Below are 15,978 nucleotides of genomic sequence, written 5' to 3'. Positions count from 1 at the left end.
AATAATTTTTGCTTAAATAACTAGATCTATCTAAACCATTGGTCAGAAAGTTAAAAAAATGGCGTCATTTTAAGACGCCCAATTGATTTTAAAAGGATTATTTTATTTGTATGAAATTTCCCATATCTCTACAATCTTGATTAATGTAACAAAAATCAAAAAGGTAAGCAGAATATGGCAAATTCTCATGGGGGTTTTCGTGCCGGTGCAGGCAGGAAGAAATCTGAAGAGACTAAAGTGATTCGTGTGCCAGAATCACAGGTTCTTGATATCAGAGCATACTTAAAGTCATTAAAAAAAGGAAATGAAATTAGTGATATCCGCCAGTTTGATCCTGTCACAAAAATGGAAATACCTCTTGTAATTGAGCGGGTTCAAGCCGGATTTCCCTCACCAGCTCAGGATTATATTGATAAAAAACTAGATCTGAATGAATTCCTGATTAACAATGCCAATGCCACTTTTATTGTTCGTGCGAATTCTCTTTCCATGCTAAATGCAGGAATTGACATTAATGATGCCCTGATCGTAGATCGCAGTATTGAAGCCCAGCACAGAGATATTGTGATTGCCTGTATCGATAATGAATTTACCGTGAAACGGCTCATCGTTGACTTAAAAGGCTGCTGGCTAAAAGCAGAAAATGATGAGTATCCAGATATCCACCCCGAAGAAGGACAACAGTTCGAGATCTGGGGAGTAGTCACTAATGTAATCAAGAAATTCAGATGAGCTATACGAAAGAAATATATGCGCTCATCGACGTAAATAACTGTTATGTCAGTTGTGAGCGGCTTTTCAATCCTAAACTGAAAGATGTAGCGGTTATTGTGCTTTCCAATAATGATGGCTGTGTAGTCGCTCGCTCTCAGGAAGCTAAAGACCTGGGTATTAAAATGGGCGTCCCCTTATTCCAGATCCGCGATACTGTAGAGCGACACAATATTCAGGTACTTTCCAGTAATTATGCTTTATATGCAGAAATGTCACATCGGTTTCATTCCATTCTGGCTGAATATGTGGCACCTGGTGAGCAGGAAGTCTATTCGATTGATGAGTGCTTTCTAAAGGTCACAGCCTATGCTCATAACTATAACCTGGTCGAATATGCCCAGCATATGAGGCAAAGAATTTTACAATGGATCGGCTTGCCAGTATGTGTGGGTATTGGCCGGAGTAAAACAGAAGCCAAGCTGGCCAATCATATGGCAAAGAAGGCGAAACGGTTTAATGGCGTTTGTGATCTTGTATCTATGGATCCGTGTCACAGAGATTACTTTTCAAGTCTGATCGACGTTTCGGAAGTCTGGGGAGTCGGCCGAAAGCACAGTAAAAAACTGAATAGCCTAAGCATCAATACAGTTCTTGATTTGACCCGGTCTAATCCACATCAAATGAGGAAACTATTTTCTGTTGTAATGCAAAAGACTGTAATGGAGCTACAGGGAATTTCCTGTATAGAGCTGGAATCATCTCCACCTACCAAAAAGCAGATTATCTCTTCTCGATCATTTGGTTCACGGGTAACGGATATTGAAGCTTTATCGGAAGCGATGAGTGATTACCTGCAGAATGCAGTTAAACGGTTAAGAGAAGATAGATCCTTATGTGGCTGTATGATTGCATTTGCCCAGTCTAATCCGTTCGATCAACATCGGCCTTTCTACAATAAATCGGTCAGTATCGGCTTTCCGGAACCTACGGACTCTGCCATTGTAATGAACAGGGTCTTGATGAAGCGTATGCATGAATTATTCAAGGAGGGGATAGAGTTTAAAAAATGTGGCGTGATTCTGACTGCGATTGAATCGAAACAGAGCTATATCTATGACCTGCTCTCGGATAGCTCAAAGATTGAGAAAAATGAAAAATTGCAGAAGGCGATTGAGGAAGTAAAAGTCAAATTTGGGGATAAGAAAATAGCAATTGGACCATGCAAGATGCACAGCCGTGCATGGGCAATGTCCAGAAAGAATTTGACTCAAAACTATTTTAGCTGGGATGGGATGCTGACTATCAATAAGTAGTTTTAAAAGCTATGAATAAAAAGTACACTGAATATACGGCTCATAATATGAGCTGATTAACCCTATTATTCGGCTCATTCAGAATGAATAAAGAAACCTGAAATGCAAAAATGGATCTGGCAAAGAAAAAACTGGACAGAATTTAGATGGCAAGATGGTCTGATCTTGCCAAAGACCAGACTTATTCATAAAAAGATGGGAGTTATTCTGGGCCAAAGCCAGTGTACGCTTGATATAGAGAATTGGTTTATTGAAAACCTGGTAAGGGAACTTGGGGCTTCTTTCGCTATAGAAAATGAGAGCTTAAATGGCTCCCTTATATATGCTTCTCTTGCCGAATCTTTTGAGATCAAGGGTGGGCAATCCTGTAGAAAGGATACTTATTATGAAAATTTGGGAAACCTCATATTTGATCTGTTAAACAATACAGAACTTCCTCTAACTTTTGAGCGTTTGATGCAATGGCATCAATGGCTGTTTAGCACTCCTCAAGGCAAAAGCCAAGACTTGCATGTTGGCGAACTAAGACGTCCCGGAACTATTATGCAGGTTGTTTCTGGCTCTGCTGATTACCTGAATATACATTTTGAGGCTCCTCCACGAAATGGATTAGAAGAACAATTAAAGGCATTTATTGAATGGTTTAATGACAGTAGAACAGATGTACTACTTGATCCACTCTTGCGTGCAGCGATAACCCATTTGTGGTTTGTGACGATGCATCCGTTTGAAGATGGAAATGGCCGTATGACTCGACTGTTAACCCATTTAGCATTGGCTCAGGTGGATCCATCAAGTATCCGTTGCTATGCGATGTCACCAATAATCTTTGTCAGGCGTGAAAGTTATTATGAGATTCTTGAACGGTCTCAAAAGGGGCATACAGATATTACCGGTTGGCTGGTATGGTTTCTCGATACTTTGGATGAGAGCCTTGAGGTTACTTTAAAACATATTCAACCAGTTTTATTGAAGAATCAGTTCTGGCAAAAAAATGCGAATCTTGATTTGCATGAAAACCAGCGTGAAGTCCTGGATTATTTAATAGATAAAAGTGCAAAGGGGCATGAATCTGAGGTGAGTGCAGCTGAATATCAGAAGATAGCCAAAGTAAGTAAAGCAACGGCAACACGCCATTTAACTGATTTATTAGATAAAGGTTGTCTTATCAAACTAGAAAGGGGCGGACGCAGTACTCGCTATCAGCTGTCCTGTTAATAGCCATATACGAGGCAGCTAGAATAATTATTATAGGTAACGTCTGAAAAGCCACCAAAACTTCACACATCATCATTTTTTGATGGGTCTGTTCATTATCTAATGGAAAGCGCTAACCACTGAAACCATTGCTGCATTTTGCATTGTAAAAAACTTGAGTATATTCAAATAAATCAAAATCTGCTTCAGTTCTTGATTTATAAATTTTCTGCTTGATCCTCTTTCGCTTGAACAATTAAAAGAAACTCACAGCAACAGCAATTTTAACTAATTAAAAGGTCTCCACAAAGTCGGTGACTATCCAGGTCATGTAATACCACTCTAAAACATTATAAGAAATCTTCATTCTTTCAACTCAAGCCAACATTTTTTTCCTAAATCTCACCATTGGAGAAGTCATTTTTTTGAATTTAGTAGACTCCAAAAAGAGGCTCTTTAAAGCTTTTTAATGGATAGAAATTTATAAAAATTTCTAAAAAATTCAGGCAGGAATAAAGCAGGTTATTCATGAGTTTGTATATGGATTGTTTACTTGAGCAAAAGAAAGATCACTCAATTAAATCGTATATGCCTAAGGACATTGAAGACTTTCTGATCAGAAATTTACCAAAAGTGATGCTTTGCTCATCAAGTTTAAAAACAGATAATCCGAGATCTTACCCGCTTGAAAAGTATCGCGCTTTGAAACATGAACATATTCAGCCAAATCATGAAAATATGCTGAACTTCATGATCATAGACAGTGATATAAATAGTCCTGACGCTTATCTGGACTTACCATGCCCATTTCCAAATATGGTTGTGATCAACCCTGAAACGGGTCATTGCCAATTATGGTACTTTTTAGAAAAGGGTGTTTCACGTAGCTTTAAGTCACGACGCAAGTGCCAAGACTACTATTTCAAGACTTTATTCAAACTGACAGCCATCCACAATGGTGATGCTGCATACAATGGTACGCTGGCAAGAAGTCCTTTTAATCCCAAACATATCTGTTTATACCCTCGAGTGAAGCCTTATACGCTCAATGAATTGAACCAAGGCATGGGAGTATCAAAATTGGATTATGAAAAGGATAATCCCGACAAATCTGAAGCTTTTCTGCTAATTCAAAAATACTGCCTACAAAACAAACAAATTTCTGAAACTATGGGCTTTGGCCGGAACTGCACGATTTTTGATATTTTACGGGTAAAAGCGTACAAGCTGCACGAGAAGTATGTGAGCGAAACTGACTTTGCATTCACTTTACAGGGTGAAGCCCAAGAAATTAACCAAAACTACTTTCCAAATAATTTGTTATCAGATAATGAGCTTAAGCATATGGCAAAAAGTATTGCCCGATACTGTTTTAAAAATATGCACTATCAGGAATCCGCTCCATGGTTTAGGGAACGGCAAAAAGCACGTGGGGCGCGAGGTGGTGAAGTACGATCAAGTCACTATGAAGGCGCCCGGAAAAAGTGTTTTGACCTATACATGCAAGATCCCTCTCTAAAAGCAACTGAGATCGCTCAAGCGTGTGGTGTATCAGAACGTACCATTCGAACCTACATAAAAAAAATTAAAGAGGATCAGGAACCAACTGTGGAATTAATTGATTATTCTGCTTATACAAATAAAGAACTTGCAACTCTCCTGGAGGTTTCTGTTCGTACAGTTCAGCGCAAACGTGTAGCAGCAAAGCTGGAAGCAGAAAGAGCCTTAAAACGTGCTTATTCACATACGGGATGACAAATTGGCAAATGGCCATTCAGCTAAATCTTGGTTTATTATAATTAATTTTGATATACATATTATTTTTATTAATTAATTACTAAAAATACCGTAAAGGTATATCTTATGAAACTGGATATTTTTACTGTGTGCCGAGATATTGATTTTGAACAAGTGATTTCATACTAAATAGACCTCTTTCATAAATCATTTTTTGCTCAGTTCCAAGTTGTAGATTCCAGCGATTAAATTGAATCTCAAACCAAGCCTTTTACCTCTATTTCGATAACGTTCAGCAAGGATTTTGAAGGTTTTCAGGCTGCCAAATACATGCTCAATTCCGATTCTTCTTTTATTGATTTCTTGATTATAGATTTTCAATTCAGGATCCAATTTACAGTGTCTTTTGGCTTTTAATGGCAACAGGCTATTCGGATACAACACATAAATCCCCTGATAGCCTTTATCTGCAAGGATAAAAGCCCCAAAAGGAATCTGGTTTAAATTACGTTTGAACAACTCGAAATCATGCACTGCACCGCGACTGGTACATAAACTCAGAATTTGCTGAGTTTTGTAGTGAATCATGGCCTGTACTTTAAAGGTATGGGTCTTTTTCTTGCCGCTATAGCTTTTCTTCTGTTTTTTTAGGCCTTTGGATTGGAATTTCCGTGGCATCCACGATCACAACATTCCAGTCGATGCCTTCGCCCTCGGGTAAATCTTTGGGTAAATTAAACAGATTGGACCGAATCAGGCAGTCTTCAACATGACGGACAATTCTTGAGGCTGTGGGCTCTGAAACCCCGTAACTCGTCGCAACGTGAAATAAGGTTCGGTATTCCCGCCAATAGCTCAGACAGAGCAGAACCTGATCCTCCAGGCTTAACTTGGGCGGTCTGCCTTTGGCAGAGACATGCTTCTGCAATTGCTCAACCATCAAATAGAAAGTTGACCATGAGATGCCTGTGTATCGCTTGAACTGAGGATCAGAAAGCTTGTTTGAATCGATGTATTTCATCCGCAGATTATGCACGAATGCCAAGAAATCCGAAGTGCAAATATTAACCAAAAAGAAGATCGTTTTTTGATTTATGAAAGAGATCTAATGAATAGCTTGAAAGGCACTTAAATATTCAGAAAATATTTATAAAGCTTAGGCTATATTCAAAATTAGTTATGGAACATTAATATTTGTTCAAATTAAATTTGAATTTTTACATTAGCTATAATGCATGATAATTATTATATTAAAGAATAATCTTTTGTATATAAATAATTTAAAATCAATAGTTTGAAAAAAACTAAAGATATCGTATGATACTTTTTTTTATGAGTTTTAAATATGCTAATCAGTGCTCAAGAACAAGACTACATATTGAAATCAATGGAACAATATATTTCTTCGACCCTCGGCTATACTCTTGAGAAATTAAGATTTCCCATTGATTTTGGTTTTACAGATCCTGAAGGTACTGCTAGATGTACTCTTTTTTTCTGTCAAGACTTGGACGATATCTATCTCAGATTTAGATGTTATGAAGGTGAAAAATTGATCGAAATTGCAAAAGTAGGATTTAATAAAGTCAAAAATGGTAATGGAACAGCATTGCTATTAACGTTGCTAGATATTGCTGAAAAATATGAATATGAGAGAATTTTTATTGAATCTCCAAACGAAAACAGCACAGCTTTTGCAGAAAAATTGGGTTTTGATAAGACGATGAATATAACTCCAGCAGATTTAAAGCTCAGCTTAAAAGTTCGCAGTATGAAGTTATAGTCTGACTAAAATGATACGACTCTTCTAAACTAAAAAAACTGATTTAAGCAATCAGCTTCTCTTGGACTTGGACTGCCACCACTCTCCTAGACAAATTTCGTCTATTCTTTTTGCATAGGAGAGAACATTATGAGTGGACAACGATACACCCCAGAATTTAAAGAAGAAGCTGTTAAATTGATTACTGAACGTGGATATTCTGTCACTGATGTGGCAGAACGTTTAGGTGTATCACAGCACAGCATTTATAAATGGCTAAAGGCCGTACAGCCTTTACGCAACAACCCTGATGAACATGAACTACTCGAAGCAAAGAAAGAGATCCTTCGTCTTAAAAGTCAGCTTAAGCAAACTGAAGAAGAGCGGGATATCTTAAAGTGAAAGCACTGCTTTCACGCCGCTTTGCAAGCCTGCCCGAGTAAAGTATCAGTTTATCCTTGAGTACAGCCATCAATTTAAGATTAAGACGATGTGTCGGGTTCTTAAGATTGCTCGTGCTGGCTATTATGCCTGGCTACATGAACCCGAATCAGGCAGAACAATTGAAGACAAACGGTTATTACAACTGATCCGTTCTTCTTATGATGCCAGTTATGGTATCTATGGTTATCGTCGCATCACGCTGGATCTTAAAGAGCTAGGTGAAAGCTGTGGACCGAATCGTGTGCTGAAGATCATGAAGAACAATGGCATTGCCGCTGTTCGAGGATATAAGAAGCATAAAAGCTATGGTCGTGGTCGTCCTCAGATTGTGCCACCTAACCATTTAAATCGAGAATTTGTTGTAAACACACCTGATACCTCGTGGGTGACTGATATTATCTACATCCGCACTTGGCAAGGCTGGTATATCTGGCTGTGGTTCTCGATTTATATTCAAGGAAAGTCATCGGTTGGTCAATGAAACCTACGCTTGCCAAGGATATCGTTTTGGATGCCCTTTTAATGGCGGTATGGCGACGCAGACCCAATGAACCTGTGATCATACACTCAGACCAAGGCTCACAATACAGTAGCGGAGACTGGCAGAAATTCTGTCAGAAGCATAATTTAGTTCCGAGTATGAGTCGTAGAGGCCTTGCGCAGTATACTGCTCATGGGACAATGCTGTTGCTGAATCCTTTTTTAGCAGCTTAAAGAAGGAAAGAATTAAAAAGAGGATCTATAAAACACGAGAAATGGCGCGTGCAGATGTATTTGATTATATCGAGATGTTTTACAATCGAATCAGGCGTCATTCGCATCTCGATGGGATGAGTCCAGAAGCCTTTGAGGCAGCTTCAAAATGAGGCCGTCTCGTGTCTAGGATACTGGGAGCAGTCCACTCATCAACAATATGTTGATTGATCTCCTGGCAACAATGGCTCGCCTAGACAATGAGAAACGTATAGAACGTATTAAGCAGGGCCTGACACGTTCGGGTTACAAGCCAACAGGTAAGAAAGCCAATGAGGCTAAGCACAAACGAATAAAAGAATTGCTAGCAGCTGGCAATATGACTAAGGAAGAAATTGCCAAAGCAGTGAATTGTGGAGTTGCAACTGTCTATCGAGTTGCTAAAGTTATCTAAAAGGGGCTTAACCGCCATTATGTTAAATAGGGCTTGTAAAATTATTCTTCAATAGAATTTCCATCAAGGTCATATAGCTTTACTTCTCTTGCACCAGTATTAAAAAATAACTCCTTAAAAGCTCGTATTTCAATCTTAGTTAAACTACCTTGTATCGGCTCCATTATTTGGACAATCGTAATAGGAGCTGTAAACTTGAAAAAAGATAAACCGTTAGAATGGTGTCTCATTAAAGCTTTTAATGTTGTTGTAGCGCTTTCAAAATCTGCCAAAATCATTCTTGGATGATCATAAGGTGATTTAGGAATTTCAGTTGCTTTGGCTATGCCATTCTCTGCCATCAAACTTATACGGTTTTTATAAAAATGTACCCATATCGCTTTAGGATATTTTTTTAAATCGTCTCTTATCATTTTAGTTCTTAACTTGGATGCTCATTTAATTATAAATATATATTTTTTTTAATTTCAATTGGATAATTCTTAATTTCTTCTAAAATTAACATAATACGGATTATGCGAAGTAGACTTGTAATGCAATTTGCATTACACTATTCCTAGTACATTAAATACTTGGGAAATATGATGGCTACTGTTAACTTCAGGGTCGATGAAGCCCTTAAAGAAAAATCTTATTCAATCCTTAAAGAGCAAGGTATTGCACCTACGGATTTCTTCACTAGTATTCTTGAGTATGTTGCTACGACTGGGAAACTGCCTGTCAAAAAAGCTTTGCTTTCGGAAGAAGATGAAGAATTATTAGCTCTTGTCCGTAAGCGCATTAATGATCCTAAAGAGATGTTTGAGGAAGTCACATTAGATGACTTATAAGCTTTTACGTCACAAGGACTTTACAGCAGAATGGGAAAAACTCCCTGTTGCTATACGAGATCAATTTAAAAAGAAACTAGCCAAAGTCATAGAGCAGCCACATATTCCAAAGAATATGCTTAGAGGCGATCTTGCAGGTTGCTATAAAATCAAATTATTAAAAGCTGGTATCCGACTTGTCTATCAAGTTAAAGATGATCAGGTAGTTATCCTGCTCATTACCGTCGGAAAACGAGCTGATAGCATAGTTTATGACGAAGCGAAAAAGCGAATTAAAGACTAAAAATGGGAGCTTATAGCTCCCATTTTTGCCTTCGTATAAGGTGTATTATGTTAATTTTAGAGAAACTACTAAATTATATTGAGTTGTAAATAGTTGAAATTCCGTTAAGATATATTGGATTAAATTCTATTCCTAGATAGCATTCGTGTTGACTCATCTCTCCAAAAAACTTTGGTTTTGTTTTCTTATGGTTTTTGCCATAGGATGGAGTAGTGTGTCTGTTGCATCAGTAAAGATAATGCATATCAATATGCAAACTGAAATGAGCCAAGATCATTGTTTAGATCAAGCACAGCAAGTCACTCAACATGGTATTAATCACGAAGTACAGACGAATACCGATTGCCATAATCATTTAGTTATTAATCACGAAGTACAGACGAATACCGATTGCCATAATCATTTAGTTATTAATCACGAAGTACAGACGAATACCGATTGCCATAATCATTTAGCTATTAATCAGAATATAGATCACAAAAAGTGTCAGGAATGTTCTAGCTTATCCTGCCAGACACAGATCTCATGTCTTCATTCTTTGCAAAGCTCGCTAGATCCCCTAGATACCTTCTATTCTATAGATCAGCCTAATTTTTATTACCTCAACCAATATCTAAATGGGTATTGGCAAGAAATTTCACGTCCTCCTAAAACTTAACCAATTTTTTTTAAAATTTATTTATTTTTCAAAAATTAAGGTTAAGTTATGTCTCATAAAATTAGTTCGTACCTATTAGCAGGTATTTGTTTTGCATCGTCGCCTTTGGTTTTTGCCGAAGTGCGTGAATATCAGCTTGTTATTGATGAAGCAGTGGTCAGCCCAACTGGAAAGCCTGTAAAGCGCATTACCGTAAATGGTCAATTTCCTGCGCCTTTGCTTGAGTTTGAAGAGGGTGATGAAGCCATCATTCGCGTGAAAAATAATTTAAAAAACCAAGATTCTTCTATTCATTGGCACGGACTGTTGTTGCCGGGCATTATGGATGGTGTACCGGGATTTAATGGTTTTAACGGTATTAAGCCTCAAAGCGAGTATGTTTATAAATTCAAGATTCGCCAAAGCGGGACTTATTGGTATCACGCTCATTCTAAAGGACAGGAACAGGACGGCTTATATGGTTCTTTTGTGATTTATCCAAAAGGTAAAACACCATTGGCAGCACATGAAAAAGCTGAACGTGACTATGTGGTGATGTTGTCAGATTTTCATGAAAAAACCAGTGATCAAATTCAGAAAGATCTTAAAATTTCAGCTGAATATTATCAAAATCAGCGTGAAACCTTGGGTGATGTTTGGAAGCAGGTTAAACGTGATGGCATAAAAGCGACATGGTCTGACCGCAAAATGTGGAATCAGATGCGTATGCTAAAAACCGACATGTCGGATGTTACAGGTTATACCTTCCTCATTAATGGCAAAACACCTGAACAAAATTGGACAGGAATGTTTAAACCGAATGAAAAAATTCGCCTACGTTTTGTGAATGCATCTGCGATGTCTTTCTACGATGTCCGTATTCCTAACTTGAAAATGACTGTGGTCAGTGCTGATGGTCAGCCTGTAAAACCTGTTGCTGTGGATGAGTTTCGTATTGGCACAGCTGAAACTTATGATGTGATTGTGGAGCCAAAAGGCGGACATTATCAAATTGAAGCTGAGTCAATTGACCGTGCAGGCTATGCGATTGGTACACTGCACAATGAATTAAATCCTATGACACATGGCATTCATATGCCTGCACCACGTCCACGCTCACTTTTGACCATGGAAGATATGGGACATGGTGGCGGTGATCATGCAGGAATGGATCATTCGAAAATGAACCACGGCAATATGCAAGGCATGGATCACTCGAAAATGGATCATTCAAAAATGAACCATGGCGATATGCAAGGCATGGATCACTCGAAAATGGATCATTCAAAAATGAACCATGGCGATATGCAAGGCATGGATCACTCGAAAATGGATCATTCACAGCATGGCACAGCAAAACCACAAGAAAATGATCAAGTGGTTTATGGTTGGGCAAATGCATCTACACCTGCGGGCAATAAAGCCTTGCAATATAGTGATTTAAAATCTTTAGAACCGCAAAAAGATACTCGTGAAGCTAGCAGTGAATTAGTAGTGCGTTTGGGCGGTACTATGGAGCGTTATATTTGGACGATTAACGGTAAAAAATTCAGCGATGCTGAGCCATTAAAAGTGAAGTATGGCGAGCGTATCCGTATCAAATTTATTAATGACAGTATGATGGCGCACCCCATGCATTTACATGGCATGTTTATGCAGTTGGAGAATGGTCAAGAGTCGGTAGATATGCCGAATAAACACACATTGATTGTACCACCGGGTAAAACAGTGACTGCTTTATTAACTGCGGATGAGTTGGGCGAATGGGCAATCCATTGTCATTTGTTGTATCACATGAGTGCAGGAATGATGAACAAGTTGATCGTGGCAAATGTTAGCGATGAACAAGTGTCTACAACGCCAATTCAAGGTACAAATTCGACTCAAACTCACCAAGTAACTGAGCAAAAAGGAGCTGGACATGCACATCACTAATTTTGTATTTAAAGCGTTTTTTTCTGTTGCGGTATTGAGTTTAACAAGCTTAAGTTTGGCGCACGAAGGGCATCATTCAACTGCTCAGACTGATGGAAAAAATGTACCATCAATGAATCATCAAGCGATGTCTGAGATGGATCATTCACAGCATTCTCCACAAGAGCATGCACAACACATGCAGATGATGGGGAAAATGAATCATGCTGCACATTCAGCACCGATGAACCATCAACATGCAGGTCATCAGCCAATGCATCACAAATCAACAGAGAAACAGCAAGATCAAAAAGTACAGAAAGGAGATCAACATGCGCACCATTAATCTTTTTTCTAAAACTGTTTTAGCAAGCTCTTTGTTGATGGTCAGTGCAGTGAGTTTGGCACATAATGGTGAAGATCATAGTGCGCCTGAAAAAATGACAGTTGCTACATCTTCTAGTCAAAATCAGCCGATGCAAATGGATCGCTCTCAAATGAACCATAGCCAAATGAATCAGGCACAACATCAGGCAACATCTACGGTTAATCATTCACATCATGTACCAGATGCGAATGCTCAGCAGAGTTCGCATTATGATCATCGCTCAGAACACGGTGCGCAAATTTATGCGATTACGACAGTGGACAATAAGTGGCTTGTCAATGAAGATGGCACAGGTGATTTAAAGTCAGAGTTTGAAACCCGTATTGGCACAGATGAAAATAAGGTTTTTATTAAAATTCATGCCGATAAAGAAGAATCGCATGATGCACATTATGATGCCAAACTTTTATATAGCCGTATGATTTCAGACTTTTGGGATGCACAAATTGGTGCACGTTATCGTAGTGAAAAAGTTGAACTCAATGATCATCGCAAAGACACCGAAGAAAATGTTGATGCGGTGATTGGCTTACATGGTATGGCGCCATATTTCTTTGAAACTGATGCTTATCTCTATGCGGGAGAAGACAATTATGCGGGCTTTAGCCTAGAAACGGAACGTGATTTTCTGATTACGCAAAAGTTGATTATTCAACCTTATTTAGAGTTGGATGCTATCTTTAGTGATGACTCTAAATATGCGAAAAAAACTGGTTTAAGCAGTGCAACCGCAGGGTTTGAAACTCGCTATGAAATCAGTAAAAAGATCATGCCGTATATCGACATTGCCTATGAGTATTCAAAAGGTAATGATGAAACGTCGTGGCAAATAGAATCAAACTCTGAGAAAGGTTGGTTATATGGAGCTGGTGTTAGATTTAGATTTTAATTAATTTAATGATTACTAAATAGCTTTATTTAAATAAAACTCTAGCTTAATGTGGCCGGAAGCAAAATGTTAACTTATTTTGCTTCCTTCCATTTAACATAATGGGTGTTATACGCAATAAAAAAACCTGGGCACCAACCCAGGTCTAAAATTTAAAAAACAGATAAATATCAGTGCAATAAATTCAATTTTCTAATTTCGCATAACGGCCATTATGTTAAATGGAAATCTAAATTCCTAATTTATACTATAAAAAAATTAATTGAGCAGATTACATGAATATTGATGTCTACACAGATCATGGCCAAATTGATAGAAAAATTATTGAAGATTATGCTGAGTCTATTGGTTATAAATTCCCTAAGTCTTATGTTGAATTACTGAGTAAACACAATGGATTAACTCCTCAAAATAACTATTTTGAGTTTTTAGATCATAACAATGAGTTTACAGATAGAGACGTATATTTTTATAGCTACGGATATGAAGAAATAGAAATTTGGGATGAGGAAGATCGTAAAAAGTATGAGGATTCCATCAAAAAAGATGAAGCAATTGAATTAAATCAGCCTGATGAATACATGTATGAGTTTATGGATAAACACATAGTGATTTTCGGAGAATGTGCAGGTGGTGACTTACTAGCTTTTGATTACAGAGATGATCTTGATACTGATGAACCACCTATTACTCTGATTTATCATGATGACCTTATCCAAATATCACCCACTGAAAATAAGTTGAGAACTATAAAATTAGCAGATAACTTCACTTCTTTTATGGCGTTATTGAAAGAGGATAATTTTTAAATTTCCCTAAAATTAACATAATACACCTTATACGAAATGCGTTATAATTCTCTTGAAAATTCAATGCTGTAGTTTCTAGTTGATAGCCCATCTTCCCCAAGATGGGTTTTTTTTATGATTTTTCACGTTCCATGCCTATTATTTAATCAAAGTTTCACAACTTTATTCATATGAGTTAAACAATCGTGGTTAATCATAGGGTCTAAAAAAACGGCTCCAAAAGCCTCTTTTTTCGGATTCTGGTTGTTCAGGGGTAGCAATCTGTTTAGGTGAACCGTACTTGGTTTATTGGAGACAAGTTTTTAAATCTAATTTATGTAACTATAGAGTATACCCTAAAATTACATTTTAAAAGTTCTTAAAAACATGTACCATTTAAATGTTTTTTAATCATAAGTAACATGTAACTTTGGTATTAAAGATTTATAATTTACGAAATTGTTCATTTTTATCCAATTGGGGCGTAAAAAGTGAAAGGCCAAAAAGTAGGCTATGTGCGAGTGAGTTCGGTCGAGCAAAATACGGGACGTCAACTTGAGGGAATTGAAGTCGACCGGATTTTTGTTGACCGTGCTTCAGGTAAAAATACCGACCGACCGAAATTTCAGGAAATGTTGAATTATGTCCGGGAAGGAGACCGGGTGATAGTACATTCCATGGATCGTTTTGCGCGAAGCTTAAAAGATTTGGTGACTGAAGTGGATAAACTGGTCAAACGAGGGATTGCCATCCAGTTTGTAAAAGAAAATATTACTTTTACGGCCCAATCCACCCCGATGGATAATTTGATGCTGCAACTGATGGGTGCTTTTGCACAGTTTGAACGTGAGATCATTTTAGAGCGGCAAAAGGAAGGAATTAAACTTGCCTCTTCTCAAGGGAAGTACAAAGGCCGGGTACATAAATTGAAACCTGATCAGGCTGAAGCTTTGCGACAAGACTGGAAGGAAGGGAAGTACCCTTCAAAAATGGCATTAGGCCAGGCATTTGGAATTAGTCGCCAAGCGGTATATCGGTATTTAAAAGCCGGGAAATAACTCAATTGAAATTGGCGACTATATTTAGTTTAGCTTATGAAAATCGTGAAACGTTGATTAAATAATAAGTGCAGAAAGCAAAGAGTTACTAATTTTATACAATATAAGTTTTTGATTTATAATTAATTAACTCGATTGCAATCTAGCTTTTTCAGCAACGATTTATCTTTTTTAAAATAGTATTAATTTATTTTTTTGAGAACAAACCTTAACAAAATTACAAGTTTGTAATTTTGTCGTCATTCGGATGTATATATTTACTCATTATTATAAGTAAAGATTTTTTTGGTCCAAGATATGATCAGATTCAATAATATGTACATGAAGATTATTTTAGTTATTTTTACTATAGTTTTTTCAACCAGTAGTTTTGCTGATGGGGGACTCCGTTTCTTAGAGAAAAATTTAGAAATAATTAACAAATAATTAACATAGTAATTTAAATTAAAAAGTGATTTATCAGGTGAATTTTAACTATATAAATAATTTATTTAATTTAATAAACCTTTCATAAATCATTTTTTGCTCAGTTCTATGTTGTAAATTCCAGCAATTATCATAGCCACGCGGCTGTTACTGAAGAGAATAGTAAGAAGCTAATATTTACTGTAGGTTTGACCACTACGTTTTAATCGTAGAAATTATAACCGTTTTTATTACTCAAAGTTTAACTTTTGTGATTATCTAAAAACACATAGCGGTCGAATGGCCATATTAACTGACTTAAAATCAGTCGCATACTTTAATGTAGCGGTTCTGATAGCACAAAAGTTCGCAGCATGAAAACGGAACCGGCATAATTGATTTATAGTGAACCCATACACTAAGCATAATGATTTAGAGGACGATAATCCCAATGAAAAAATTCCTTTTAGGA

The 15,978-nt window shown here is 37.3% G+C and carries 15 protein-coding genes and 4 pseudogenes; 15 read left to right on the top strand and 4 right to left on the bottom strand.

Annotation, left to right across the window (positions count from 1 at the left end; genetic code table 11):
* Nucleotides 1-174: 174 nt before the first annotated feature.
* The 4 genes from Q9R24_RS13615 to Q9R24_RS13595 all read left to right on the top strand — a co-directional run bounded on the left by Q9R24_RS13615 (nucleotide 175) and on the right by Q9R24_RS13595 (nucleotide 4,979).
* Nucleotides 175-732 carry a LexA family transcriptional regulator gene (locus tag Q9R24_RS13615; RefSeq protein ID WP_004897630.1) on the top strand — a complete coding sequence of 186 codons (558 nt, stop codon included), beginning with the start codon at nucleotides 175-177 and terminating at the stop codon, nucleotides 730-732.
* Nucleotides 729-2,027, top strand: coding sequence for a DNA polymerase V subunit UmuC (locus tag Q9R24_RS13610; protein WP_004897632.1), 1,299 nt, complete (start codon nucleotides 729-731; stop codon nucleotides 2,025-2,027). The genes Q9R24_RS13615 and Q9R24_RS13610 overlap by 4 nt, the downstream gene beginning before the upstream one ends.
* A 102-nt stretch (nucleotides 2,028-2,129) precedes the next feature.
* Nucleotides 2,130-3,245: a Fic family protein gene (locus tag Q9R24_RS13605; protein ID WP_004897634.1), complete on the top strand. Its 1,116-nt coding sequence runs from the start codon at nucleotides 2,130-2,132 to the stop codon at nucleotides 3,243-3,245.
* 507 nt (nucleotides 3,246-3,752) lie between these two features.
* Nucleotides 3,753-4,979, top strand: a complete 1,227-nt coding sequence (locus tag Q9R24_RS13595) for a replication initiation protein (protein ID WP_004897636.1) — start codon at nucleotides 3,753-3,755, stop codon at nucleotides 4,977-4,979.
* A 189-nt stretch (nucleotides 4,980-5,168) separates the two neighbouring features.
* Here Q9R24_RS13595 and Q9R24_RS13590 read toward each other — a convergent pair whose 3' ends face one another.
* Nucleotides 5,169-5,639, bottom strand: a complete 471-nt coding sequence (locus Q9R24_RS13590; protein ID WP_004809604.1) for an IS5/IS1182 family transposase — start codon at nucleotides 5,637-5,639, stop codon at nucleotides 5,169-5,171.
* The gene (locus Q9R24_RS13585; protein ID WP_311215553.1) at nucleotides 5,587-6,033 is read right to left on the bottom strand and encodes a transposase family protein; all 447 of its coding nucleotides are present in this window, start codon (nucleotides 6,031-6,033) and stop codon (nucleotides 5,587-5,589) included. Before Q9R24_RS13585 ends, Q9R24_RS13590 begins: the two co-directional genes overlap by 53 nt.
* Nucleotides 6,034-6,306: 273 nt before the next feature.
* Between Q9R24_RS13585 and Q9R24_RS13580 the strand changes: the two genes are divergently transcribed.
* The 3 genes and pseudogenes from Q9R24_RS13580 to Q9R24_RS13570 form a co-directional block, all read left to right on the top strand.
* Complete coding sequence (locus Q9R24_RS13580; RefSeq protein WP_004897640.1) at nucleotides 6,307-6,744, top strand: GNAT family N-acetyltransferase; 438 nt, start codon at nucleotides 6,307-6,309, stop codon at nucleotides 6,742-6,744.
* Between the two features lie 129 nt (nucleotides 6,745-6,873).
* Nucleotides 6,874-8,033, top strand: a pseudogene (locus Q9R24_RS13575) (IS3 family transposase).
* Between the two features lie 35 nt (nucleotides 8,034-8,068).
* Nucleotides 8,069-8,314 (top strand): annotated as a pseudogene (locus Q9R24_RS13570) (helix-turn-helix domain-containing protein); the annotation flags it as partial.
* 41 nt (nucleotides 8,315-8,355) lie between these two features.
* Here Q9R24_RS13570 and Q9R24_RS13565 read toward each other — a convergent pair.
* Nucleotides 8,356-8,727 (bottom strand): hypothetical protein, encoded by a 372-nt coding sequence (locus tag Q9R24_RS13565; RefSeq protein WP_004897646.1) that lies wholly within the window; start codon nucleotides 8,725-8,727, stop codon nucleotides 8,356-8,358.
* 171 nt (nucleotides 8,728-8,898) lie between these two features.
* Between Q9R24_RS13565 and Q9R24_RS13560 the strand changes: the two genes are divergently transcribed.
* From Q9R24_RS13560 to Q9R24_RS13535, 6 genes are all read left to right on the top strand, one after another.
* Complete coding sequence (locus Q9R24_RS13560) at nucleotides 8,899-9,144, top strand: type II toxin-antitoxin system RelB/DinJ family antitoxin (protein WP_000246756.1); 246 nt, start codon at nucleotides 8,899-8,901, stop codon at nucleotides 9,142-9,144.
* A complete protein-coding gene (locus Q9R24_RS13555) occupies nucleotides 9,134-9,427 on the top strand; it encodes a type II toxin-antitoxin system RelE/ParE family toxin (protein ID WP_004897647.1) in 294 nt (97 codons plus the stop codon). The genes Q9R24_RS13560 and Q9R24_RS13555 overlap by 11 nt, the downstream gene beginning before the upstream one ends.
* A gap of 706 nt (nucleotides 9,428-10,133) precedes the next feature.
* Entirely contained in the window at nucleotides 10,134-11,999 is a 1,866-nt protein-coding gene (locus Q9R24_RS13550) for a copper resistance system multicopper oxidase (protein ID WP_180087574.1), read from the top strand.
* Nucleotides 11,986-12,324 carry a hypothetical protein gene (locus Q9R24_RS13545; protein WP_004897649.1) on the top strand — a complete coding sequence of 113 codons (339 nt, stop codon included), beginning with the start codon at nucleotides 11,986-11,988 and terminating at the stop codon, nucleotides 12,322-12,324. Before Q9R24_RS13550 ends, Q9R24_RS13545 begins: the two co-directional genes overlap by 14 nt.
* Nucleotides 12,311-13,255 (top strand): copper resistance protein B, encoded by a 945-nt coding sequence (locus Q9R24_RS13540; RefSeq protein WP_104510421.1) that lies wholly within the window; start codon nucleotides 12,311-12,313, stop codon nucleotides 13,253-13,255. The genes Q9R24_RS13545 and Q9R24_RS13540 overlap by 14 nt, the downstream gene beginning before the upstream one ends.
* 275 nt (nucleotides 13,256-13,530) lie before the next feature.
* Entirely contained in the window at nucleotides 13,531-14,064 is a 534-nt protein-coding gene (locus Q9R24_RS13535) for an SMI1/KNR4 family protein (protein WP_004896928.1), read from the top strand.
* Nucleotides 14,065-14,253: 189 nt separating this feature from the next.
* Here the strand turns inward: Q9R24_RS13535 and Q9R24_RS13530 are convergent.
* A pseudogene (locus Q9R24_RS13530) lies at nucleotides 14,254-14,331 on the bottom strand (DNA-binding protein); the annotation flags it as partial.
* 203 nt (nucleotides 14,332-14,534) lie between these two features.
* On the opposite strand from Q9R24_RS13530, the gene Q9R24_RS13525 reads away from it, so the two are divergent.
* Together Q9R24_RS13525 and Q9R24_RS15000 are read left to right on the top strand one after the other, a co-directional pair.
* Entirely contained in the window at nucleotides 14,535-15,101 is a 567-nt protein-coding gene (locus tag Q9R24_RS13525) for a recombinase family protein (RefSeq protein ID WP_004812033.1), read from the top strand.
* Nucleotides 15,102-15,658: 557 nt separating this feature from the next.
* Nucleotides 15,659-15,780 (top strand): annotated as a pseudogene (locus Q9R24_RS15000) (cation transporter); the annotation flags it as partial.
* Nucleotides 15,781-15,978: the final 198 nt, after the last annotated feature.

Source organism: Acinetobacter sp. RRD8 (genome assembly GCF_031844225.1).
Classification (GTDB): Bacteria; Pseudomonadota; Gammaproteobacteria; order Pseudomonadales; family Moraxellaceae; genus Acinetobacter.
This window is presented reverse-complemented; position numbering and strand designations above follow the sequence as displayed.

Bases quoted from the DNA above. Each gene is read 5' to 3' on its own strand.
- Q9R24_RS13545 (WP_004897649.1), top strand. From the start codon at position 11,986: ATGCACATCACTAATTTTGTATTTAAAGCGTTTTTTTCTGTTGCGGTA.
- Q9R24_RS13590 (WP_004809604.1), bottom strand. From the start codon at position 5,639: ATGCCACGGAAATTCCAATCCAAAGGCCTAAAAAAACAGAAGAAAAGC.
- Q9R24_RS13610 (WP_004897632.1), top strand. From the start codon at position 729: ATGAGCTATACGAAAGAAATATATGCGCTCATCGACGTAAATAACTGT.
- Q9R24_RS13535 (WP_004896928.1), top strand. From the start codon at position 13,531: ATGAATATTGATGTCTACACAGATCATGGCCAAATTGATAGAAAAATT.
- Q9R24_RS13565 (WP_004897646.1), bottom strand. From the start codon at position 8,727: ATGATAAGAGACGATTTAAAAAAATATCCTAAAGCGATATGGGTACAT.
- Q9R24_RS13595 (WP_004897636.1), top strand. From the start codon at position 3,753: ATGAGTTTGTATATGGATTGTTTACTTGAGCAAAAGAAAGATCACTCA.
- Q9R24_RS13560 (WP_000246756.1), top strand. From the start codon at position 8,899: ATGGCTACTGTTAACTTCAGGGTCGATGAAGCCCTTAAAGAAAAATCT.
- Q9R24_RS13555 (WP_004897647.1), top strand. From the start codon at position 9,134: ATGACTTATAAGCTTTTACGTCACAAGGACTTTACAGCAGAATGGGAA.
- Q9R24_RS13605 (WP_004897634.1), top strand. From the start codon at position 2,130: ATGCAAAAATGGATCTGGCAAAGAAAAAACTGGACAGAATTTAGATGG.
- Q9R24_RS13615 (WP_004897630.1), top strand. From the start codon at position 175: ATGGCAAATTCTCATGGGGGTTTTCGTGCCGGTGCAGGCAGGAAGAAA.
- Q9R24_RS13580 (WP_004897640.1), top strand. From the start codon at position 6,307: ATGCTAATCAGTGCTCAAGAACAAGACTACATATTGAAATCAATGGAA.
- Q9R24_RS13550 (WP_180087574.1), top strand. From the start codon at position 10,134: ATGTCTCATAAAATTAGTTCGTACCTATTAGCAGGTATTTGTTTTGCA.
- Q9R24_RS13540 (WP_104510421.1), top strand. From the start codon at position 12,311: ATGCGCACCATTAATCTTTTTTCTAAAACTGTTTTAGCAAGCTCTTTG.